The sequence below is a fragment of the Actinomadura sp. WMMA1423 genome (genome assembly GCF_006547145.1).
In the GTDB taxonomy this organism is placed as follows: Bacteria; Actinomycetota; Actinomycetes; order Streptosporangiales; family Streptosporangiaceae; genus Spirillospora.
In genome coordinates this window covers 6700936-6722938 of the sequence record NZ_CP041244.1, presented here as the reverse complement: position 1 = coordinate 6722938, position 22003 = coordinate 6700936, and the positions used below count along the sequence as shown (strand labels likewise).

Here is a 22003-nt window from a genome sequence, read left to right as displayed (position 1 = left end):
ATGAGTGCGTCCGTTCCGTTCACGATTCCGTCGGTTTCCGGTGAGGTTTCCGACGCCGTCGTCAAGGTGCTCGACTCGGGCTGGATCACGACGGGGCCGCAGACGGCCGCGTTCGAGCAGGAGTTCGCCGACCATCTGGGCGCCGCGCACGTCGTCGCGGTCTCCTCGTGCACGGCGGCGCTGGAGCTGTGCCTGCGGGCGATGGACCTTCCGCCGGGTTCGGCGGTGCTGACGCCGAGCCTGACGTTCTGCGGCGCGATCAACGCGATCCTGCACGCGGGGCACCGTCCCGTGCTGGTCGACATCGCCGAGGACACGCTGGTCCCGAGCCCCGAGACGGTCAGGGCGGCGGCGGGCCGCACCGCCCCCGCGGCGATGGTCGTCCAGAACCAGGGCGGCTACCCGGTGGACGTCGCGGCGCTCGCCGAGGCGGCGGGCCTCGACCGGACGCGGGTCGTGGAGGACGCGGCGCACGGGCCCGGCGCCGCGCGCGGCGGCAGGCCGGTCGGGTCGGAGTCGTTCGCCGCCTGCTTCTCCTTCTATGCCACCAAGAACATGCCGATCGGCGAGGGCGGCGCGGTGGCCTCCAGCGACGGGGAGTTCGCCGACCGGGTCCGCGCGATGCGGCTGCACGGGATGAGCAAGGACTCGTGGCGGCGGTACCTGCCCGGCGGGAGCTGGCGGTACGACGTGAGGACGCTCGGGCTGAAGGCCAACATGACCGACGTCCAGGCGGCGATCGGGCGGGCGCAGCTCGCGGCGCTGCCGGGCTGGCAGCGGGAACGCGCCGAGATCGCGGCCCGCTACGACGCGGCGCTCGGGGACCTGCCCGGCCTCGTGCTGCCCCAGCGCCACCTGGACGGCGTCCAGCACGCATGGCACCTCTACCAGGTCCGCGTGCCGGACCGGGACGCGATCATCGCCGAGCTGGAGGCGGCGGGCGTCGCGACGTCCGTGCACTTCATCCCGGCGAACCAGATGACGGCCTACCGGGAGATCCTGGGGGCCGAGGAGTGCGCCCGGGTGCCGGTGACCGACCGGGTCGGCGAGGAGCTGCTGTCGCTGCCGATGTATCCGGGGCTGTCGGCCGACGGCCTCGAACGCGTCGTCGCCGCCCTTTCGGGGGCGCTGCGGAGCCGTGCGTGAGCACCGCGAGGAAGCTCAGAGTCGCCACCGTGATCACCCGGTTCAACGGGGGCGCGGGCCGGGTCGCGCTGAACGGCGCGCTCGCGCTGCCGGGCGGCGACTATGAGCGCGCGATCGTCACCGGCGGCGTCGGCATGGACAGCACGGCCTCGTCCACCGGCAACGGCGTCCTCTTCGGGGACGAGGCCGTCGCCAACGCCGCCGCCGGTGACCTCACCCGCCAGGCGCACGAGGCCGGGATGGAGATCGTCCAGGTGGGGCCGCTGGTGCCGCAGATCTCGCCGCGCGACGACGTCGCCGCGCTGCGGACGCTGACCCGCGTCCTGGCGGAGGGACGGTACGACGTCGTCCACACCCACAGCGCGAAGGGCGGCGTGATCGGACGGGTCGCTGCGGCCCGCGCGGGCGTCCCCCGCATCGTCCACACCTGGCACGGGTTCCCGTTCAACGAGTTCCAGTCGTGGGCGCGCCGACGCGCATACATACGCCTCGAAAGGGTCGCGGCCAAGCACACCGACGCGTTCCTCGCGATCGGGTCGGAGACGGTGACGACGGCGCTGCGGCTCGGACTGACCACACCGGAGCGGGTCCGGCTGTCCTGGCCGGCCGTGGACGTGGACGCCTACGCGGCCGCGCCCGGCTCCCGCGCGCGGGCCCGCCGCCGACTCGACCTGCCGCTCGGCGTGAAGGTCGTCGGGTCGGTCGGGCGGCTGACGTTCCAGAAGGGCCCGGAGGTCTTCGCGAAGGCGATCGCCCGGCTGCCGGGCGACGTGTTCGGCCTGTGGGTCGGCGGCGGTCCGATGGCGGACGAGATGGAGAGGCTCACCGCGAGGCTCGGCATCGGCGAGCGGATGCGCTGGCTCGGGCACCGCGGCGACGTCGCCGACCTGCTGCCCGCCTTCGACGTGATGGCGATGGCGAGCCGCTGGGAGGGACTCCCGTGCGTGCTGGTCGAGGCGATCGGGGCGGGGATCCCGCTGGCCGCGACGGCCGTCCCGTCCAACCAGGACCTCGTGCTGGCCGGGGAGACCGGCATGCTCGTCCCGCCGGAGAATCCGGAGGGGCTGGCCGCCGCGGTGTCGGCGCTGCTCAACGACCCGTCCGCCGCCGCGCGGATGGCGGGCCGCGCACGCGCCAGGGTCGGCGAATGGTTCTCGCCGGAATACCTCGGGACCGTCCTGGACGAGACCTACCGAGGGAACTCCAGCCGGCCATGACCACGGTGATCGAGGCCCCGGCCGCGCCGCCGCCGCTGAGGCGCCGGACGCGGCTGACCTCGGTGGTGCTGGTCGCGGGCATCGCCTCGCTGCCGATGCTGATGCCGGCCGGCCTCGCGCCGGGCCCCGGCAACACCGGGCTGCCCGACCTCGCGCTGGTCGCCCTCACCGCGACGACGCTGCTGTGGGCGGCGTCCCGCAGACTCCCGGTCCGGTGGCCGTTCCTCATCCCGACCCTGATGACGATCATCGCGGGCGGGATCGCCGCCGTCGTCAACGACGCGGGCGCGCTGACCCTGCTCAAGGACATGTTCGTGCTGCTGTGGGCGGTGAGCGTCGCCAACCTCGGCCGGGACCCGGCGCTGCTGAGGCTCGCGCTCCGCGCCTTCATCCGGATCGGGACGTTCTACGCACTCGTCATGATCGTCGGCTTCGTGCTGGGGATCGAGGCGCTGTCGGGCAAGCAGGTCGACGGCGAGCGCGCGATGTTCACGTTCGGCGACGCCAACTACGCGTCCAACTGGTTCATCTGCGTCTTCTTCATCGCCCGGGCGACCCGCTGGCCGCGGACCCGGGGAAGGCGGTGGGCGGTCTGCGGGATCCTGCTCGCCGCCGAACTCCTCACCGGCTCGAACGGCGGCCTGCTCGCGCTGTGCGTAGCGGTCCTGCTCGGCTACCTGTTCCGGCTGTTCCGCGAGGGCAGGGCGCACCACGCGATCGCGGTCGGCCTGTTCGCGGCGTTCGTGGGCGGCGCCGGCGTCGCGGTCGTGACGCAGGTCGACGTCCAGCCGTTCCTGGACCAGGCCAGCCAGGCGTCCCCGATCCTGCGCGACTCCATCGGGCGGACGACCGGGGAGAGCACGAACTCGCGCGAGACGGTCCTCGCCACCACCCTCCAGATGATCGAGGACCAGACCCACCCGTGGGGCATCGGGCCGGGCCAGACCGAGAAGCAGATGCTGGTGCGGCAGGAGACCTACGTCCGGGAGGCGCACAACGACTACGTCGCCGCCGTCCTGGAACGCGGCTTCCTCGGGGGCGTCGCGCTCGTCGCGCTGGTCTTCGTCCTGCTGCTGAAGTGCGTGCGGATCGCGCGCCGGGGCGCGCTGACCGGCGAGTACGCGAGGCTCGTCCCGCGCCCGGAGCTGTTCGGCGCGCTCATCGCCGTCTTCCTCGTCTCCGGCCTGTTCTACGAGACGCTCCACTACCGCCACGGCTGGGCGATCTTCGGCTTGATCGCCGCCCTCGACCTCTTCGGACGCCGCGGCGGCTCCCCCGACCGGCTGGACGGCGGCCTGCGCGTGGCCGCGCCCGGCAGTTCCCCGGCCCCCTCGCCCGCCGTCTCTCCCACCGTCTCATTGACCGTCCCATCGGGCGTCCGACGTGCGCGGACGGCGCGGTCGCGTGCGAAGCCGGTTCTCGGCTCGCGGGAAAACGATCGCGTGGTGAGCCTTCAGGCGGACCGGAACGGCGCGGTGGTGCCCTCCCCAGAAGGAGCGCCCTCCGCGGAACGGCCGCCGGACGGCGAGGGCGGCACGGGAGGTGCGGGAGGTGCGGGGCGCAGACTGCTGGCGCTGGTCGCGGGGAACATGGCGGGACGGGTCGGCGCCCTCGCCTCCCTCGGCCTCGCGACGATCATGGTCGCGCGGATCGGCGGGCCCGAGCTCGTCGGCGCGTTCACGCTCGTCCGGATCCTGCCGGGCCTGCTGTGCCAGCTGGCCAGCGCGGGGCTGCCGGGCGCGGCGCCGTTCTTCCTCGCCCGCGGCGACTACGACCAGAGCCGGGTGCGGCCCACGCTGGCGTGGCTGACCGTGATCGGCGCGACGATCTCCGGCGTCGGCTGGCTGGCGCTCAGCCCGCTGGTCCACCTGGTGTTCTTCGAGTCGTTCGGGTTCTGGGTCGCGGTCGCCGCCGCCGTGCCGTCCTTCACGCAGGGCTTCGTCTCGGTCGGCAAGGGCCTGCTCCAGGGGACCGACGACCAGCCCGGCGCGAGCCTCGCCATCGCCGTCGAGGAGTTCGTCTTCCTGCCGATCTACCTCGTGCTCCTGACCGGCTGGTACGGGCCCGGCGCGCTCATCACCGGACTGGTGCTCGCCGACGTCGCCGCGGCCGCGTGGATCGCCCGGCGGCTCGCGCGGCGCGGGTTCTTCGCCGGGTGGGGGCGCCCCGACCGGCGGCTCGGCCTGTCCATCTCCGGGTACGGGCTGCGCGGCTACCTCGGCCAGCTCATCGACCTGCTGCAACTGCGGTTCGACATGGCACTGCTCGGCGCTCTGGCCGGGCCGAAGGTGCTCGGCGTGTACACGGTCGCGAGCAAGTTCGCCGAGCTCGTGCAGCTTCCGGGGCTCGCGGTCAACTACATCCTGTATCCGGACTTCGCCAAGGAGGACAGGGACACCGCGACCCGGCGGACGGCACGCCTGATCCTGCCCGCGTTCGGCGTCTCGGTCCTGGCCGCGCTGCCGCTCGCCCTCATCGCCGGGACCGCGCTGCCCTGGATCTTCGGCGACGTGTTCGACGACGCGGTCGTGCCCACCTACATCCGGCTCGCCGGCGTCACGACGTTCGGCGTGACCGGGCTCGTCATGGCCTACCTGTACGGGGTCGGACGGCCCGGCGCCGCGTCCACCGGGCAGGGCATCGGCCTCGCGGTCGTCGTCGTCCTCGGCGCGGTCCTGATCCCGGCGCACGGCGCGATCGGCGCCGCGGTCGCCACGTCCGTCTCGTTCGTCGCCACCACGGCGGCGCTCCTGGTCTGGTTCCGGCGCGTGCGGAACGCACCCGCGCCCCCCACGCCCGCGACCACGGCATCCGCGCCCCCCGCACCCGCGCCGTCCGCACAGGAAGACAAGGGGTGACCATGTCCGAGTTCGCGAGCCGTCCCGTCGACCCGTCCGACGGCATCCCCCCGTCCAGGGCGCGCCGCGTCCTGGACGTCGCCGGCGCGGTCGCCGGGCTGATCCTGCTCAGCGTCCCGCTGGCGCTCATCTACCTGCTGGTGCGGCTGTCCAGCCGGGGGCCGGGCGTGTTCCGGCAGACGCGGGTCGGGCAGGGCGGGCGGCCGTTCACCATGTACAAGTTCCGGACGATGCGGCAGGGCGTCGGCGGCCTCACCGTCACGGCCAACTGCGACCCGCGCCTGACGAGGCTCGGCAAGGTCCTGCGCCGCTGGTCGCTGGACGAGCTGCCGCAGCTGGTGAACGTCCTGCGCGGCCAGATGACGCTGGTCGGGCCGCGTCCGGAGACCTACGACCTCGCCGTCCACTACGACCGGCGGTGCCGCTGGATCTTCGACCACCGGCCCGGCCTGACGGGCGTGTCCGAGGTCAGGTTCCGCGACTTCGACGTGCTCGGTCCCGGGGAGGAGGTCGACCTGACCGGTTACATCGAGCGGATCGTCCCGGCGCGGGTCGCGGTCGACGCCGTCTACCTGCGCGACCCGTCGATGCGGGCCACGCTCGGCGCGCTCTGGGACACCGTCAGGCACATCCTCGGCTTCACGGTCCCGCCCCTCCGGGTGGACGCCGCCGGGCCCGTGGAGCAGGGCGCCCGTAAGGAGTCCGCCCTGATGGAGAGCACCGTCATGGAGAGCACAGTCATGGAGAGCACTGTCATGGAGACGCGGGAGCAGCCGGTGCGCGCCGCCGAGGAGCCCGGCTCCGCCGCCTGACCATCGCTTTCGGGGAGTGACGCGGAATGGACGTCCGGGACGCCCGATTCAAGATCGCGATCGCCGCCGCGACGGTCGTGCTGGTGGCCGGGTTCCTTCTCTACCTGCACGATCGGGCCTCCGGGTACCGGCCGTACCAGGGGCCGCTCGCCGCGCCGGGGACGCCCGCCGCCGCGCCCGGCGGGACCCGCAGGATCGCGCTGAACACCCAGCCGTCCGACTACCCGCGGCTCCGGGCGCTCGGCTACGACCTGGTGGACGTCAAGGCGGACCCGGGACTCGTCGCCGGGGTCCCCGCCGGGATGCGGGCGCTGCTGTGGGTCGGCAACTTCACCTGCGGCGACTTCGAACTCGGCTGGGACGAGTTCCAGCGGGCCGTCCAGCGGTTCGGGCGCGACCCGAAGGTGTACGGGTGGTACCTGTCGGACGAGCCGAACACCGGCGACTGCCCGGAGGTCGCCGGCGAGATCCGCCGCCGCGCCCGCTACATCGAGGCGCACGCGCCCGGGCAGGTGTCGTTCATCTCGCTGACCGACTGGCCGATGAAGCCGCTCACGCCGCGACGCGTCGGCGTCGACCTGGTCGGCCTCGACCCCTATCCCTGCAAGGGCTCGGCGGAGACCCGCGAGCACTGCGACATCGGAGCGATCGACCGGATGGTCCGGATGGCGGACGCCGCCGGGATCCCGCGCGCCAGGATCGCGCCCGTCCTGCAGACGTTCGGGCAGAGCTGCTCCAAGGGCGACAAGCAGTACTGGATGCCGACGCGGGCCCAGTTCCGCGGGATCCTCGCGCGCTGGGACCGGCTGGTGCCGCGGCCGCCGCTGGAGATCTCCTACTCCTGGGGACGCCAGGACGAGTGGGCCTGCCCCTCGCTCTCGGACGCCTCCGGCGGCGCGCACCCCGACCTGCAGAGCCTGATGAAGGCCCGCAACACCGCCCGCTGAGCGGTCAGCGCCCGCCGGGTTCGTCCGCCACGGCCGGATGCTGCGAGCCCGACGGCAGCGGGAACTCCAGTGATCCGAGCCTCAGAGCCAGGACTTCCATTACGCCAACGGCCAGAATCAACGCGACGGCCATAAGGCCGAGCTTCCTGCGGTTCAACCGCACACCCCTTCAACCCCCAAATAGCAAGCGAAAAGCTAACATGCCGCGATCTATACCTCGTTCTGGACACGCCCTCGACTCACCATTCGCAACCGTCTTGTGACCCTGCGAGGCCCGGCCGGTGAGCACCGGACCGCCGGGCCCGGGCTGTCGAGCCTCGACCGCGGCGGGCGGGCCGCCGCGGTCGGGACGGGCCAGAGCGGGTCAGAGCGGGTCGAAGTGTGTCAGAGCGGGCGGCTGGTGAGGTTGGCGGCGCGGGCGTTGAGGCACTCGCCGGTGGCGAGGTCGAAGGCGAAGTTGTGGGCCAGGCAGTTGATCCGCCCGTCCCGGACGACCGCGCCGACCGCCAGGTCCTCGCCGGCGTGCGGGCAGTAGCGCGGGATGTCGTAGCGGACGCCCGCGTCGGTGACGATGATGCGCTCGCTCTCGTCCCGGCCGGTCTCGTACGCCTCGACGGCGTTCAGCGCCGGCGCGTTCGCGTGCTTGAGCAGCCCGACCAGGTGGTCGTTGTAGACGTCGGGGTCGCGGTAGAGGCTGAGCCGGAACGAGATGAGCAGGTCCTCCCACGCCATCCGGCCGGTGAGCACGCCGTCCAGCCAGCGGCCCGCGGTGGTGATCCGGTAGTGCGGGCGGACGTCCGGCGACGCCTGCGCCACCGTCAGGCCGTCCGGCGAGAAGTCGACGTCCCAGGTGCCGCCGTTCGGGCCGGTGACCTCGAAGCGGACGATCATGGAGATCCGCTGGAGGAAGTAGTCGCTGAGGCCGCCGAGCCGCTCGAAGTGGGCGGTGAACCGGTCGAACAGGTCCGGACCGGGCTCGGGATGGTCCGCCAGCACGGCCGCGACGGCGGCGGCCCGGTCGGCGGCGTATCGGGCGAGGTAGGCGTCCCGGTCGGCGTCGGCGAAGGAGAACTCCGCCGAGAAGGGGTCGCGTGCGATCTCTCCGGTGTCGAGGTCGACGGCGTCGCCGGGCTTGAAGCACTCCCAGCGCTGCCCCGGCAGGTGCTCGCGCAGCCAGGCGGTGGCGGTCTCCGGGTCGCAGAAGGCGCCGTCCTCCTGGTCGAGCACCCAGTTGAGATGGTCGACCTCGGCGTCCAGGAAGCACGGCGGACCGGCGAACGGCGCCGCCAGCACCGGCTCGGTCTGCCGGACGAGCCGCTGCGCCGCGCGCAGCTTGGCGACCCGTTTGGCCATCGAGACCTCGGCCATCTCGGCGGCCGGGTACTCGTAGCAGATCGGGTGCCAGGATGCCCCGGACGTCTGGAGCGCCATCAGGTCGAGCCGCCCGCCCGCCATGTGCTTGGCCCGCCTGGCCTGCGCGGCGGTGAGCCTGGCGTCGTTGCAGTGCAGGATCCCGCGACCGTCCGCCACGATCAGAAAGGCGGCGTCGTGGCACATGGGCGACAGTTCCGGAATCGCGGTGATCCATGATCCGCGATCGTCGAGTGGGAATTTCTCCCAGGGCTGGATTTCGATTACCTGGCGCCCGCCCGCGGCGGCCGCCACGCGATCGCGGAAGGCAGGTCCGGGATAACACGGAATGAGGATCCGGGTTCGCACCGGGAGGCGCTCGATGACCCACGGATCGAAATGGTCCAGATGCTCGTGCGAGACCGCCACCCAGTCCGCGTCGAGCAAGGGGCCGAGATCCAGGTGATCGTTTCTCGGATACTGGTGCCAGGCCCCGAGAAAGGCTCCGGCCGGCGAGAGCCACGGGTCCGCGAGCAGATGGAACGCGGCCGCGTCCACCGCCACCCCCGCATGTCCGATGAATGTGACCGTCGGCATGTTCAGACTGTCTCTCGCGGCCGCCGCCGGCACACCGGCCGGAATGCGTAAAGCGACTACGCCGTCAGCATGAAAGGAGAATTCTCGCACTCCCTTCATATGTCGACTGAGACGCTCGAGAAAGGGCCGAGTTTACCCTCCGGGACGAAATGACCGCTTCCGGACAAAGGTGTACATATGACGGACGATCTACTGGACATCCGCCGGGGCGCCGGGGGACCGTCGAAACGGTGCTGGAGCAGCGGGGCGGGTGGTCCTCATGAACAACGGGTGGGCTCGGTCTTCCCGAGCGGACGCTCCCGCGGGCGGGAGGACGCTCGCGGGGCCGGGCGCCTGGGAGAGCAGGTGCCACGACCGCCGTGACCGGACGGGGGCGTCCGAGCGCGGCGGTCAGTCGCTGTGGCGGCGGCGGCTGCGGCACGACATCCGGCACGAACTCGGCACGATCATCATGCTGGCCTCGGCGGTCGTCGTCGCGGAGGACATCGGCGACACCAGCCGGGCCCGCATCGACCAGCTGCTCGGCGAGACGCGGTGGCTCGACCACCTGCTGCGCCGGCTCGACGAGGACGACGACGACGACCCGATGGCCGACCCGGAGCGGATCCGGGTGGACGACCTCACCGCCGAGGTCGTCGCCGCGATGCGGCTCGTCACCACGCACGAGGTGCGCCTCACCACCGGCGAGGCGTGGGCGCACATCGACCCGGTCGCCTTGTGGCGCGTCGTCCGGAACGTCATCGAGAACGCGTGCCGCGTCGCGGAGGGACGCGTGGACGTGAGCGTCGAGTCCGGGCAAGGGCGGCTCGTCATCCAGGTCGACGACGACGGTCCCGGGTTCGGTGCGGGCTGGGGGGCTCCCCCGGGGAAGGGGCCGGTCCGGCCCGGCCTGGCGTCGCTCGGTCTCGGCATCGTCCACGACCTCATCTCCGGGTACGGGGGCAGCCTGGAGATCCGCACCTGCGAGATGGGCGGGGCGCGCGTCCGCGTGCTGCTGCCGGCGGCGCCGCCCCCTGAGGACCGGCCGGCGGGCGCCCTCGCGGACCCGCACGTCGAAGCGCGCACCGAAGCGCCCGGCGAGGCGCGCGCGGAACCACACGCCGACGCGCTCGCCGATGACTGGCGGCCGCTTCCATGAGGACGGTCATCTGCGACGACCACGCGGTCTTCGCCGAGTCGCTGTCCCTGGTGCTGGCGAACGCCGGGCACAGCGTCGTTGAGGTGACCTACTCCCCCGCCGAGGCGCTGCCCGTCCTGCGGGCGGAGCAGCCCGACCTCTGCCTGATCGACCTGCACTTCCCTTCCGGCACCGCGCTCGACTGGATGCCGCAGCTGCGCAGCGCGTCCCTGCGGACGAGGTTCGTCGTGCTGACCGGATTCCTGGAGCAACCGGTGCTGGACGCGGGCATCGCGGCGGGCGTGCGCGGGTTCGCGCACAAGGGGCAGCAGGCCGGCGACATCCTCGCCGTGCTGCGCCGCATCGCCGACGGCGAGATCGTCGTCGACCAGGGGATCCGCCGGGCCGACGACCGGCGGCGCGACGAGGCGCGGAGGTTCGCGCGGTTCCTCACGCCGCGCGAGCGCGAGGTGCTGACGCGGCTGGTACGGGGCGAGTCCACCCAGACGCTCGCCAAGGCGATGGGGGTGACGCGCAGCACGGCGCGCAGCCACGTCCAGAGCGTCCTGAGCAAGCTCGGGGTGCACTCGCAGCGGGAGGCGGTGATCGAGGCCGCCCGGCACGGTCTCGTCAGCGTGGAGACGGGGGAATGGCTCGCGGGATAGCCCGCACGCCGTTTCGGCGGGCATTCCTGCGGGCACGGCCGAAACCGGCCCTTCAGGACGCGGCACCAACGCGTTAGCGTCTGCCTGGTAGAGGAGGTTTTCATGCCTCAACGACGAGGCACGCTGCCCATCTCCGACACCGGGGTCCTCGACTGCCCGGACGCCTACGCGCACGGGGTCCCCCACGACAGCCTCGAACGGCTCAGGACGCGGACGCCGGTGGTGTGGCTCGACGGGCGCACGGCGGGACGGCCGGGCGCCTGGGCCGTGCTGCGCCACCGCGACGTCCGGTATGCCCTCCTGCATCCCGAGCTGTTCTCCCCGCAGGTGGACGGGGTCGTACACGGACCGCTGAGCGAGGACGAGCCGCCGAGCGGGAACGAGCCGCCGAGCGGGGACGGGCAGTCGCGCGGCGAAGGGCCGCCCGAGCGGAACGTGCCGTCGAACGGGGACGGGCCGCCCGGGCAGGGCGAGCCGCCGGGCGGGGCGGCGCTGATCGACATGGATCCGCCCGTGGAGGCCATGCTCGCCCGGATCCCGCCCCGCGAACCGGTCGACTTCGTCCGCACCGTCGCCCGCGACCTCCCCGAGACGCTGCGCAACACCCTCGCGGGCGGCCTGTACGCGCTGCTGCGCCATCCCGCCGAGTACGTCCGGCTCCGGGAGGAGCAGCGCAGCGAGCTGCTCCTGGACAGCGCCGTCGAGGAGATGCTGCGCTGGTGGACGCCGGTGCTGCACGTCCGGCGGACCGTGCAGCGCGACACGGTCGTCGGAGACGTGCCGATGCTCGCGGGGGAAGAGGCCATGCTGTGGCTCGTGTCCGCGAACCATGACGAGGAGGTCTTCACCGAGCCGGGGCGCTTCGTCCCCGACCGGTTCCTCGGGGAGGTCCCGTCCCATCTGTGCTTCGGGGTCGGGCACCGCGCGTGCCTGGGCGCGCGGCTCGCCCGCGTGCACCTGCGCGCCCTGCTCGCCGCGCTGCTCGAACGGCCCGGCCTGCCGCAGTCGGCGGGCGAGCCGGTGATGCTGCGGTCGAGCTCCCGGCACGGCTTCGCGTCCCTGCCGGTCCGATGGAGCCGCTGAACTTTTCCCGCCGCCCGGTCGTAGTAGATGCGTGGGACTCACGAGCGCGGGGACGCTGAGCCTGCTGTTCGCCCTGGCCTTCGGCTGCATGGCCGCGACCGTGCGGGCCTGGCCTCGGGCCGCGTCCTCCGGCGCGCGGGCCGTGGGCGTGCGCGCGCTGATGCTGGCGGGCTGCCAGCTGGTCCTCCTGCTCACGCTTCTGGCGGCGCTGAACGCCCACTACCTCTTCTACGGCTCCTGGACGGACCTGCTGAGCGCCGCGGGCGGAGGAGCGCAGTCGCACCGGCCGTCCGGGGGGAGCGCGGCCGCCGCGACGCGGGTCGTGCGGACGGTGCAGGCGGGCCTCGACCCGGGCCCGCGCGCCGAGCACGCCCCGGCGAAGAACGGGCAGGTCGAGCGGCTCGACATCCGCGGCGTCCGGACGGGCCTGGCGTCGGAGGCGTACGTGTACCTGCCTCCGCAGTACTTCCAGCGCGCCTACGCGACCCGGCGCTTCCCGGTCGTGCTCATGCTGGCCGGGTACCCGGCGGCCGACCGGCTCGTGTGGATCCACCAGGGGCACGTCCCCGCCGACGTCGCGCGGGCGCAGGCGCAGCGGCTCGTCCAGCCGATGATCTACGTGATGATGCGGCCGACCGTGGTGCGGGGCTGGGACACCGAGTGCGCCGACGTGCCCGGCGGGCCGCAGGTCGAGACGTTCTTCGCCCAGGACGTCCCCGAGGCGGTCTCCGAGACCTACCGGGTGCCGCGGGACCGGGGCGGCTGGGGGCTCGCCGGCTACTCCACCGGCGGGTTCTGCGCCGCGAAGCTGGCGATGCTCCACTCCGACCGGTTCTCCGCCGCCGTCAGCATGGCCGGGCACTTCGACGCGCTGCTCGACCCCACGACCCGCGACCTGTACGGCGGGAGCAGGGCGGTCCGGCTGAGCGACGACCTGGTCTGGCGGTTGCGGCACCTGCCCGCGCCGCCGGTGTCGGTCCTGGTGGCGTCGGCGGACACCGGCGAGAAGACCTTCCCGTCGGCGCAGCGGTTCATGCGGGCCGCGCGGCCCCCGCTGGTCGTGGACAAGGTGCTGCTGCGCAGCGGCGGCCACAACTTCAAGACGTTCCGCAAGTACATCCCCCCGTCCATCAGATGGCTGAGCGCGCGGCTGCGGGCCGGCTGACATGGGACGGGTGAGCTGACATGGAGCCGGTGAGCGCGGCCCTCATCGGGCCGGTCTGTCTGCTGGCACTGGGTTGCGCGGTCGCGGCCGTCGTCCTGTGGCGGCGGCTCGCGGGGCCGGGGCCGCGTGCCGTGCTGGCGCGCTCGGGGCTCCTCGTGGCCACGCAGGCCGCGCTCACCGCCTCGTTCGTGCTGCTGGCCAACCGGTACTTCGTGTTCTACGCGACGTGGAACGACCTGCTCGGCAACGACCCGGCGAAGGTCCAGGTCCAGCACGTCCAGCCGCAGCGCGCGGCGGGACGCCTCGTCGAGCGCACGGTCACGGACCTCGGCCCGACCCGGGCCGGGCACGAGCAGGACCCCGCCGAGGACGGACGCGTCGACCGCCTGACGATCCACGGCGTCCGGAGCGGCATGGACGGCGAGGCCTACGTCTACCTCCCGCCGCAGTACTTCCAGCGGGCCGAGCGGCTGCCGGTCGTCATCCTCATGGCAGAGGGCGCGCCTGAGGACTGGCTGCGAGGCGCCGACCTTCCGCGGGCCGCCCGCGGGACGCAGCCGATGCTGTACGCGATGGTCCGGCTCCCGTCCGCCGCCGACTGCGTGGACGCGCCGTGGCGCCGCGCCGCGCTCGGCGAGACCTACCTCGCCCAGGACCTTCCCGAGGCCCTGGCCTCCCAGTACCGGGTGGCACAGGACGAAGAGGGATGGGCCGTCGCGGGGACCGGCCCCGGCGGGTACTGCGCGGCCCGGCTCGCGATGCTGCGCTCCGACCGGTTCGCCGCCGCCGCGAGCCTCGGCGGCCGCTTCGGCGCACCGGACGGCAGCGGCACCCCGGACGGCGGCGGCGCGGCGGGCGGCGACCTCTACGGCGGGAGCGAGCGTCTCCGGCTCGGCAGCGACCTCCTGTGGCGGCTCCAGAACGTCCCGCCGCCTCCGGTGTCGGTCCTGGTCGCGTCCGCCAGGGACGACGCTCAGGCCCATCGGTTCGCCGCACTGGCGCGCCCCCCGATGCGCGTCGAGGCGTCCCTGGTGGACGGCTCCCCAGCGTCCGTCTCCCAGTGGCGCGACCATGTCCCGGACGTCCTGGAATGGCTGGGCGCCCGGCTCCGGGTACCTCCCGCGGAGTAGGGACGCTGACTCCCCGAGGCCGACGTGGCCGCCGGACCGTATGTCCTAACGTGCAGGAATGAGCACTTCGCCGCCGCGCTGGCCGCGGCCCGCCGCGTGGCCGGTGTGGGTCGTCCCGGCGCTGGTCGCGTTCCTCCAGGTGGCAGGGTCGCTGGGCGCGCAGGGCGACGGCCCGCCCGGGAGGTCGTCGGAGGGCCCGCCCTGGCGGCACGGGGGCGACGCCGTCGGGCACACCGGCCTCGACGCGCTCGGCTTCGCGCTGCTCCTCGCCGGGCCCGCCCTGCTGCTGTTCCGGCGCCGGCACCCGGTGTTCACGGTGTGCGCGACGGCGGCGGTGACCGCCCTGTACTTCCTGCGCGCCTACACCTACGGCCCGGCGCCGCTGTCCCTGGTCGTCGCGATGATGGCCGCCGTCGTCGCCGGGCACCGGCTGCTGGTCTGGGCGGGGACGGGCGTCGGCCTCGCGGCCTACCTCGGCCTCACCGCGCTGATCGGCGTCCCGGCCGCCGAGCGCGGGCGGGACGGGCCGTTCCCGGTGGAGGAGCCGACGCTCGGCGGGTCGGCGTTCGTCGTCGGCTGGGCGCTGGTCGTGCTCGTCACCGCGGAGCTGATCCGGATGCGCGGCCAGCGCGCCGCTGAGACCGCCCGCACGCGCGCCGAGGAGGAGCGCCGCCAGGCCAGCGAGGAGCGGCTGCGCATGGCCCGCGAGCTGCACGACGTCCTCGCGCACAACATCTCGATGATCAACGTGCAGGCGGGCGTGGCGCTGCACCTGATGGACGACGACCCCGAGCAGGCCCGGACGGCGCTCGCCGCCATCAAGGACGCCAGCAAGGAGGCGCTCACCGAGATGCGCGGGGTGATCGGCGCGCTGCGGGCGCAGGGCGAGACCGCGCCGCGCGCCCCCACCGCCGGGCTGGACCGGCTGGACGACCTCCTCGACCGCGCCCGGTCCGCGGGCCTCGCGGTCGAGGCCGAGACCACCGGCGAGCGGCGGCCGCTGCCCGCCGGCGCCGATCTCGCCGCGTACCGGATCGTCCAGGAGTCGCTGACCAACGTGACCCGGCACGCCGGTCCCGGCCCGCTGACGGCGCGGGTCCGCATCGCCTACGGTGAGCACGAGATCGTGGTGGAGGTCGAGGACGACGGCCGGGGCGTGTCCCCGCTGGACGACCGTCCGGCCGGCAGCGGGATCCGCGGCATGCGCGAGCGGGCCGCCGCGCTCGGCGGCGAGTTCGACGCCGGCCCGCGCCGGGGCGGCGGGTTCGCCGTGCGGGCGCGGCTGCCGCTGGACGCCGAGCCGGCCACCGGATCGACGACCGCGCCGGACACCGGGGCCGGAGGGGATGCGCGATGATCAAGGTGGTGCTGGCCGACGACCAGGTGCTGGTGCGCGCCGGGTTCCGGGCGCTGCTGGACGCGCAGCCCGACATCGAGGTCGTCGGGGAGGCGGGCGACGGCGAGGAGGCGGTGGCGCAGGCCCGCCGGCTGCGCCCGGACGTCATCCTGATGGACATCCGCATGCCCGGCCTCGACGGCCTGGAGGCGACCCGGCGCATCGCCTCCGACGAGCGGCTGGACGGCGTGCACATCGTGATCCTCACCACGTTCGAGCTGGACGAGTACGTCTTCGAGGCGCTGCGCGGCGGCGCGAGCGGGTTCCTGGTCAAGGACACCGAGCCGGTGGAGCTGATCCACGCCGTCCGGGCCGTCGCCGACGGGGACGCGCTGCTGTCACCGAGCGTGACCCGGCGGCTGATCGCCGAGTTCGCCGCGCGGGCCAAGGAGCCCGCGCCCTCGCCGCGGCTGAACGCGCTGACCGAGCGGGAGCGCGAGGTGATGGCGCTGGTCGGCGAGGGGCTGTCGAACGAGGAGATCGCCGCGCGGCTGGTGGTGAGCCCGGCCACGGCGAAGACCCATGTCAGCCGGACGATGGTGAAGCTCGGGGCGCGGGACCGGGCGCAGCTCGTCGTGTTCGCCTACGAGTCGGGACTGGTCAAACCGGGCTGGCTGCCCTAGAAATTTTACTCTGCGGCGATTCACTGTTGTCGCCCGCAGGACCATGACAGGGTGGACGGCACAGGCCGTCACCGACGCTAGGGAGTCCGGTGCCGCACGACGCGAGGATTCTGGCCGTCGACGACCGCGAGGAGAACCTCACCGCCCTCACGGCCGTGCTCGACGCGCTGCCGGTCGAGGTCGTGCCCGTCACCTCCGGCCAGGCGGCCCTGAAGGAACTGCTGAACGACGACTTCGCGCTGATCCTGCTCGATGTCGTGATGCCGGAGATGGACGGGTTCGAGACCGCCGAGCACATCAAGTCCCGGCCGCGCACCCGCGACGTCCCCATCATCTTCCTCACCGCGGGCGGCGGCACCGGCGAGCAGGCGTTCCGCGGCTACGCGGCGGGCGCCGTCGACTACCTCACCAAGCCGTTCGACCCGTGGCTGCTGCGCGCGAAGGTCTCGGTGTTCGTGGAACTGCACCGCCGCAACCAGCAGCTCCAGGAGCAGGCGAGGCTGCTGCGCCAGACGCTGGAGGAGGGCGACGGCCCGGCGGCCGGGTACGACGGCCTCCTCGCGGCCCTGGACCAGCGCGTCGCGCGCATCGAGGCTGACGTCGCCCGGATGCGGTCGGGCGAGCCCGCCGACGAACTCGACTCCCACGTCGCCGACCTGCGCATGGCCCTCGACGCCCTGGTGGCGGGCGGCTGACCCGCTCCCGCCCCGTACCGCTCAGCCTGCGACGCGACCGCCGCTGACGCCGTCCTGCAGAGCGCCGGCGGGTGCGGGGCGGCCGGGCGGTCCGTCGAGTGCGCCGGCGCTCAGCTTGCCGCGCAGGATGAACGCGCCCAGCAGCACCGCCGCCACGACCAGGACGACCGCGATCGTGACGACCAGCACCGTCCTGCGTCGCTCTCCGCCACCGCCGGCCGGATCGTGGGCGGGCGGCGGCGGGGGCTGCTGCCAGTTCGTGTACTGCTGCGGCTGCTCCCACGGCGGAGGCGTCTGCGGCGGAAGGCTCGGATGCGGGCGCTGCACCGCCGGATGCTGGGACGGGGGCGGCGGCGCCCAGTCGGTCTCCAGCAGCGTCCGCGACTGCGGCTCCTGCCTGGGCGGGGGCGGCGGCGGGGGATGCGATGCGCGCTGGTCCTGGAACCGGCCCGGGTCGCGGCGGGTCACCGGGTCGAGGTCGGTGTCCTTTCCCGGATCGCGGCGCGTGACCGGGCCGAGGTCGTCGGGGTCGAGGACGGTCTCCGAAGGGCTCTCGGGCCGGGGGCCGGGCAGGTAGCGGGCGGACGGCTCGTCCGCGACCGTGTCGTCCAGCCGCGTCGGCGGGGACGGAGGCGGGGGCGGCATGGCCGCGACCTGGTCGAGCATCGGCATCGCCTGCGGGGCCGTCATCCGGTGGTACGGCTCGCGCACGAGCAGTCCCTCCAGCACCCGGGAGAGCGGCCCGGCGTTGCGCGCGGGCGGGACGGGCTCGATCAACGCGGCCTGCAGCGACGACATCGCGTCGGACCGCTCGTAGGGCGAGCGGCCCTCCACGGCCGCGTACAGCGTCGCGCCGAGCGCCCACAGGTCGGATGCGGGGACCGCGCGCTCGCCCTGCACCCGCTCCGGCGCTATGTAGGCGGGCGAGCCCATGACCAGGCCCGTCTGGGTGAGGGTCGAGTCGCCCTCCATCTGCGCGATGCCGAAGTCGGTGAGGACGACGCGCCCCGTGTCCATCACCAGCACGTTGCTGGGCTTGACGTCGCGGTGCAGGATGCCCTTCTCGTGGGCGTGCTGGAGCGCGCCGAGCATCTGCCGCCCGATGTCGGCGACCCGGCGGTGCTCCATGGGCCCGCGCTCGATGATGTCCTGCAGGGACGGGGCGAGGACCAGCTCCATCACGATCCAGGGCCGGTCCGACTCCTCGACGACGTCGTGGACGGTCACCACCCCGGAGTGGTTCAGCCGCGCCGACGCGCGCGCCTCGCGGAACGTCCGCTCGTACAGGACGGCGCGCTCGGCGTCGCTCAGCCCGGGCGGGAGCACGACCTCCTTCACCGCGACCTCGCGGCCGAGCATGGTGTCCAAGGCGCGCCACACGGTGCCCATGCCGCCGCGCCCGACCACCGAGTCGAGCCGGTAGCGGTTACCGAGCAGACGTGCCTGTGCCATCTCTAGAAGGTCCCCCCACTGGTCATCCCACCCCGGAGGGACGGAACGTGTCGAGCACATTGTTCACGAGTGCCTCGTTCTCGTTCCACTGGGATGCGGGCACCGCCACCACCACGGCGAAGGGCCGGCCGTTCACCGTCACGCCGCGGTCCCTCGCGCGCGTGACGCCCGAGCGGGACCAGGTGAACTCGATGTCGGCCGCGGGCCGCCCGGCGACGGTCGTGCGGGTGATCTCTCCGATCCGCTGGAAGTCCTTGAGCTTGCCGTCCGCGATCGCCTCCCGCTCCCAGGTGACCCAGTGCTCGTAGGGGTCGCCGGACCAGACGGTCTGGTCGACCTGAACGTAGGCGCTGGACGCGGGGTCCGTCCAGATGACGCTGTTGCCCTGCACCGATCGGCTCCACCCGCTCGGGACGCCGATCGTGAAGCCGGGGCCGCTCGCGGGGACGAGCCCGGCCGGGAGCGGCCGCCTGCCCGATCCCGCCGTGGGCGTCGCGGTGCCCGCGGGCGTGGTGGGCGCCGTCCCCGTGCTCTGCCCGGCCTGGCCGGTCGCCTGCCCGGTCTGCCCGGCCACCTGCGGCGACCGCGCCGCGCCCGGACCGCCGGCCTTGGAGTCGTCCGGCCAGAGGGCGAACCCGGCGATCGCCAGGATCGCCGCCGCGGCAACGACGCCGGCGAGGACCGGCAGGAGCGGGGACCTCCTGCCCGCGGGCGCGTGCGGCGGCTGCCCCGGCGTCCACTGCGTGCCCGTTCCCGGCGGGTAGTGCGAGGTCATGTCGGGCGGCACGGGCACCGGGATCGACACATGCGCGGCCACGGGCGTGTGCGGGGGCGACGGCGTGTGTCCGGGCGAGGGGGACCCGGCCGGCGCGTAGGCCGTCCAGGGGCCGCCGCCTGCCTCCGTCGCCTCGTTCGCGGCGATCTGCGCGGCGGCCATGCCCGAGGCGTGCCCGGAGGCGACCGACTTCAGCGCCTCCTCGGCACGGTCACCGCCCATCCGCCGCACCGGGTCGCGTTCCAGCAGGCCCGTGAGGACGGGCGCGAGCGGCCCCGCGTTCTTCGGGGGCGGGACGTCCTGCGTCATCACGGCGGCGAGGACGGCCATCGCGTCGCTGCGGTGGTGCGGCGCCCTGCCCTCCGTCGCGGCGTACAGGGTGGCGCCGAGCGCCCAGAGGTCGGACGCCGGGATCGCCGGGTCGCCGTTCACCCGCTCCGGCGACATGTACGCGGGCGAACCCATGATCAGCCCGGTGCCGGTGAGGGTGGCGTCGCCCGCGAGCTGCGCGATGCCGAAGTCGGTGAGCACGGCCCGGTCGTCGCCGGTGACCAGCACGTTCGCGGGCTTGACGTCGCGGTGCAGGACGCCGATGGCGTGCGCGGCCCGCAGCGCGCCGGCGATCTGCGCGCCGATCGCCGCGACCCGTCCGGGCGGCAGCGGGCCGTCCTCCTCCACGATCTCCTGGAGGGAGCGGGCCCGCACGAGCTCCATGACGATCCACGGCCGGCCGTCCTCGTCCACGACGTCGTGTACGGTCACGACGCCCGGATGGTTCAGCCTGGCCGAGGCGCGGGCCTCGCGCAGCGTCCGGCGGTGCCGGTTCTCGCGGTCCTCGTCGCTCAGGCCCGCGGGCAGCACGACCTCCTTGACCGCGACCTCGCGGTCGAGGGTCTCGTCGCGGGCGCGCCACACGGTGCCCATGCCGCCGCGGCCGACGACCGACTCGAGCCGGTAGCGACCGGCGAGGAGGCGCCCTTCCATCAGGCGTCCGCGGGCTTGAAGGACCGGTAGACCGGCTGGAGCTCGGAGTACACCTCGTCCCACTCGTCTTCGGGGGCCCGGAGCAGGATCGCGTAGCCGTGCCCCTTCGTCACGAACCCGCGGTTGAGGATGTGCACCCGGCCTCCGTCGCCGTCGTAGGTGAACTCCCAGTCGGCGGACTTGTCGCCGTTCCCGGTGTCGGGCACCGGCGGCCTGTCGCCGGTGGCCGCGATCTTGATCTTCTTGTACCCGGCCCAGTTGGAGCCGCCCCGCTCCTGCCGCCGCCAGTCGTCGATCGCGCTCGGGCCCGGCTCGTCGGTCTGGTCGATCTGGATGTAGGTGTTGCGGTCGGGCGCGTAGAAGAAGTCGCCGCCGTTCTTGCGCTCGGGGCCCTTCCAGGCGTCCGGGACGGCGATGGAGTAGCCGCTGCGGTCCTTGTGCGTCCTGAACCCGGCGGGGACGGCCGGGCTCGGCTTCTTGGACTTGGCCGGTGAGGACGACGAGGCCTTGCCCGTGCTCGACGGAGCCGTCGTGCCCTTCTTCTGCCCCTGCTCGGCGCCGCCCTTGCCGTCTCCCCCGTTGTTCGCCAGCGCGATCCCGACGATGACCAGGATCAGCAGCACCACCACGGCCGCGACGATCAGCACGTTGCGGTTGGACGCGAGCGCGGGCCGCCCGGCGGACGGGTGATGGGTGGTCGGCGGGAAGTGCGTGCCCGGGCCGGGATCGGGCGCCCCGCTCCGGATCGTGGCCTGCCCGGCGGGCTCGGTGCGGGGGCCGGGCCGCCACGAGCTGACCCGGTCGGGGTCGGGCGTGGTCTCGGTGGGGTCCGCGGGCTCCTGAGGGCTCGGTGCGCTCGGCGCGCTCCGGGCGCTCGGCGTCCCCATCGGGAGGTCGAAGCTGGTGAGCTGGTCGGGGCGGGCGCCGTCGTCCGCCGGGCGGGGCGCCTCCTCGGGGGCCTCGGGGACGGTGGTCTGGGCGGCGGGCGCCTCCGCGGCGGGGTACTCCACGGCCATCGTCCGCTGGGTGTCGACGGTCTCCTGCCGGACGATCTCGTCCAGCATCCGGCCGGCCTCGATCGCGTCCATCCGCCGCTCGGGGTTCTTGCGCAGCAGTCCCTCGATGACGGGGATCAGCCGGCCGCCCTTCTCCGGCGCGTCGGGCTCGTCGGAGATCACCGCGACCAGCGCGGCCATCGGCTCGGGACGCTCGAACGGCGACTTGCCGTGCAGCATGGCGTACAGGGTGACGCCCAGCGACCACAGGTCGGAGGCGGGACCGGCGACGCGGCCGCGGGCCCGTTCGGGAGCGATGTAGGCGGGCGAGCCCATGACGAGCCCGGTCTGGGTGAGGGTCGCGTCACCCGAGGCGGTGGCGATGCCGAAGTCGGTGAGCACGGCGCGCTCGCCCATCCGGCCCGTGCCGGTGATCAGCACGTTGCTCGGCTTGACGTCGCGGTGCAGCACCCCGGCGTCGTGCGCGGCGTGCAGCGCGGCGAGCATCTGCCGGGCGATCTCCGCGGCGCGGCGCGGCTCGAGCGGCCCCTCCTGCTTGATCACCTGGTCCAGGGAGCGGGCCTTGATCAGCTCCATGATGATCCAGGGGCGGTCGTCCTCCTCGACGACGTCGTAGACGGCGACGACGCCGGGGTGGCTGAGGCGGGCCGCCGTGCGGGCCTCACGGAACGTGCGCTTGTGGTGCACGGCGCGTTCCTCATCGGTGAGACCATGCGGGAGGATGACCTCCTTCACCGCAACGTCACGACCGAGGACCTCATCGTGCGCGTGCCAGACCGTCCCCATGCCGCCTCGGCCGACCTGGGTCACCAGGCGGTAGCGGCGGGCGAGCAACCGCTCACCGGTGGGTTCATTTGGCATATCCGCGACCATATCGACTTTTGCTGACAACCTTGGACTGAGAGTGCAAGCCACATCCCCCTACCCGTACGACGCCCGACATCACCACGCGGTTCGCCGCCGTCCGGACGCGGG

Annotated in this window: 17 protein-coding genes; 13 read left to right on the top strand and 4 right to left on the bottom strand. The window is 73.6% G+C overall.

Translation table 11 applies throughout. The features are described from left to right. The 5 genes from FKD65_RS31145 to FKD65_RS31125 are packed head-to-tail and all read left to right on the top strand — an operon-like array spanning position 1 to position 6980. Positions 1 to 1146 (top strand): DegT/DnrJ/EryC1/StrS aminotransferase family protein, encoded by a 1146-nt coding sequence (locus FKD65_RS31145; protein ID WP_141581523.1) that lies wholly within the window; start codon positions 1 to 3, stop codon positions 1144 to 1146. Beyond that, on the top strand, positions 1143 to 2363 hold the full coding sequence (locus tag FKD65_RS31140) for a glycosyltransferase (RefSeq protein ID WP_168221246.1): 1221 nt from the start codon (positions 1143 to 1145) through the stop codon (positions 2361 to 2363). Before FKD65_RS31145 ends, FKD65_RS31140 begins: the two co-directional genes overlap by 4 nt. Then, positions 2360 to 5221 (top strand): O-antigen ligase family protein, encoded by a 2862-nt coding sequence (locus tag FKD65_RS31135; protein WP_168221245.1) that lies wholly within the window; start codon positions 2360 to 2362, stop codon positions 5219 to 5221. The genes FKD65_RS31140 and FKD65_RS31135 overlap by 4 nt, the downstream gene beginning before the upstream one ends. A 2-nt stretch (positions 5222 to 5223) precedes the next feature. Further along, on the top strand, positions 5224 to 6033 hold the full coding sequence (locus tag FKD65_RS31130; RefSeq protein WP_141581516.1) for a sugar transferase: 810 nt from the start codon (positions 5224 to 5226) through the stop codon (positions 6031 to 6033). Positions 6034 to 6059: 26 nt separating this feature from the next. Then, on the top strand, positions 6060 to 6980 hold the full coding sequence (locus FKD65_RS31125; RefSeq protein WP_141581514.1) for a hypothetical protein: 921 nt from the start codon (positions 6060 to 6062) through the stop codon (positions 6978 to 6980). A gap of 384 nt (positions 6981 to 7364) precedes the next feature. On the opposite strand, the gene FKD65_RS31120 is transcribed toward FKD65_RS31125, so the two are convergent. After that, a complete protein-coding gene (locus FKD65_RS31120; RefSeq protein ID WP_240809685.1) occupies positions 7365 to 8510 on the bottom strand; it encodes a Rieske 2Fe-2S domain-containing protein in 1146 nt (381 codons plus the stop codon). Between the two features lie 676 nt (positions 8511 to 9186). On the opposite strand from FKD65_RS31120, the gene FKD65_RS31115 reads away from it, so the two are divergent. The 8 genes from FKD65_RS31115 (at position 9187) to FKD65_RS31080 (ending at position 16801) form a co-directional block, all read left to right on the top strand. Then, positions 9187 to 10065 carry a sensor histidine kinase KdpD gene (locus tag FKD65_RS31115; protein WP_141581512.1) on the top strand — a complete coding sequence of 293 codons (879 nt, stop codon included), beginning with the start codon at positions 9187 to 9189 and terminating at the stop codon, positions 10063 to 10065. Then, a complete protein-coding gene (locus FKD65_RS31110; protein WP_141581509.1) occupies positions 10062 to 10709 on the top strand; it encodes a response regulator in 648 nt (215 codons plus the stop codon). Before FKD65_RS31115 ends, FKD65_RS31110 begins: the two co-directional genes overlap by 4 nt. Positions 10710 to 10811: 102 nt before the next feature. After that, positions 10812 to 11792, top strand: coding sequence for a cytochrome P450 (locus FKD65_RS31105; RefSeq protein WP_141581507.1), 981 nt, complete (start codon positions 10812 to 10814; stop codon positions 11790 to 11792). Positions 11793 to 11823: 31 nt separating this feature from the next. Beyond that, complete coding sequence (locus tag FKD65_RS31100; protein ID WP_141581505.1) at positions 11824 to 12957, top strand: esterase family protein; 1134 nt, start codon at positions 11824 to 11826, stop codon at positions 12955 to 12957. Positions 12958 to 12977: 20 nt separating this feature from the next. Next, the gene (locus FKD65_RS31095) at positions 12978 to 14087 is read left to right on the top strand and encodes an esterase family protein (protein ID WP_141581503.1); all 1110 of its coding nucleotides are present in this window, start codon (positions 12978 to 12980) and stop codon (positions 14085 to 14087) included. A 58-nt stretch (positions 14088 to 14145) separates the two neighbouring features. Next, positions 14146 to 15444 (top strand): sensor histidine kinase, encoded by a 1299-nt coding sequence (locus tag FKD65_RS31090; protein ID WP_141581501.1) that lies wholly within the window; start codon positions 14146 to 14148, stop codon positions 15442 to 15444. Next, a complete protein-coding gene (locus tag FKD65_RS31085) occupies positions 15441 to 16106 on the top strand; it encodes a response regulator transcription factor (RefSeq protein WP_141581499.1) in 666 nt (221 codons plus the stop codon). The genes FKD65_RS31090 and FKD65_RS31085 overlap by 4 nt, the downstream gene beginning before the upstream one ends. 89 nt (positions 16107 to 16195) lie before the next feature. Beyond that, a complete protein-coding gene (locus tag FKD65_RS31080; protein ID WP_141581497.1) occupies positions 16196 to 16801 on the top strand; it encodes a two-component system response regulator in 606 nt (201 codons plus the stop codon). A gap of 21 nt (positions 16802 to 16822) precedes the next feature. Here FKD65_RS31080 and FKD65_RS31075 read toward each other — a convergent pair whose 3' ends face one another. The 3 genes from FKD65_RS31075 to FKD65_RS45825 are packed head-to-tail and all read right to left on the bottom strand — an operon-like array spanning position 16823 to position 21889. Beyond that, positions 16823 to 18253 (bottom strand): serine/threonine-protein kinase, encoded by a 1431-nt coding sequence (locus tag FKD65_RS31075; RefSeq protein ID WP_141581495.1) that lies wholly within the window; start codon positions 18251 to 18253, stop codon positions 16823 to 16825. A 22-nt stretch (positions 18254 to 18275) separates the two neighbouring features. Continuing rightward, on the bottom strand, positions 18276 to 20012 hold the full coding sequence (locus FKD65_RS45830) for a serine/threonine-protein kinase (protein ID WP_141581493.1): 1737 nt from the start codon (positions 20010 to 20012) through the stop codon (positions 18276 to 18278). Beyond that, a complete protein-coding gene (locus FKD65_RS45825) occupies positions 20012 to 21889 on the bottom strand; it encodes a serine/threonine protein kinase (protein WP_240809684.1) in 1878 nt (625 codons plus the stop codon). Before FKD65_RS45825 ends, FKD65_RS45830 begins: the two co-directional genes overlap by 1 nt. Between the last annotated feature and the right edge of the window lie 114 nt (positions 21890 to 22003).

What these genes read in the sequence shown, in the direction of transcription:
- FKD65_RS31145 (WP_141581523.1), top strand. Translation starts at nt 1, where the DNA reads ATGAGTGCGTCCGTTCCGTTCACGATTCCGTCGGTTTCCGGTGAGGTT.
- FKD65_RS31135 (WP_168221245.1), top strand. Translation starts at nt 2,360, where the DNA reads ATGACCACGGTGATCGAGGCCCCGGCCGCGCCGCCGCCGCTGAGGCGC.
- FKD65_RS31130 (WP_141581516.1), top strand. Translation starts at nt 5,224, where the DNA reads ATGTCCGAGTTCGCGAGCCGTCCCGTCGACCCGTCCGACGGCATCCCC.
- FKD65_RS31125 (WP_141581514.1), top strand. Translation starts at nt 6,060, where the DNA reads ATGGACGTCCGGGACGCCCGATTCAAGATCGCGATCGCCGCCGCGACG.
- FKD65_RS31115 (WP_141581512.1), top strand. Translation starts at nt 9,187, where the DNA reads ATGAACAACGGGTGGGCTCGGTCTTCCCGAGCGGACGCTCCCGCGGGC.
- FKD65_RS31110 (WP_141581509.1), top strand. Translation starts at nt 10,062, where the DNA reads ATGAGGACGGTCATCTGCGACGACCACGCGGTCTTCGCCGAGTCGCTG.
- FKD65_RS31105 (WP_141581507.1), top strand. Translation starts at nt 10,812, where the DNA reads ATGCCTCAACGACGAGGCACGCTGCCCATCTCCGACACCGGGGTCCTC.
- FKD65_RS31095 (WP_141581503.1), top strand. Translation starts at nt 12,978, where the DNA reads ATGGAGCCGGTGAGCGCGGCCCTCATCGGGCCGGTCTGTCTGCTGGCA.
- FKD65_RS31090 (WP_141581501.1), top strand. Translation starts at nt 14,146, where the DNA reads ATGAGCACTTCGCCGCCGCGCTGGCCGCGGCCCGCCGCGTGGCCGGTG.
- FKD65_RS31085 (WP_141581499.1), top strand. Translation starts at nt 15,441, where the DNA reads ATGATCAAGGTGGTGCTGGCCGACGACCAGGTGCTGGTGCGCGCCGGG.
- FKD65_RS31075 (WP_141581495.1), bottom strand. Translation starts at nt 18,253, where the DNA reads ATGGCACAGGCACGTCTGCTCGGTAACCGCTACCGGCTCGACTCGGTG.
- FKD65_RS45830 (WP_141581493.1), bottom strand. Translation starts at nt 20,012, where the DNA reads ATGGAAGGGCGCCTCCTCGCCGGTCGCTACCGGCTCGAGTCGGTCGTC.
- FKD65_RS45825 (WP_240809684.1), bottom strand. Translation starts at nt 21,889, where the DNA reads ATGCCAAATGAACCCACCGGTGAGCGGTTGCTCGCCCGCCGCTACCGC.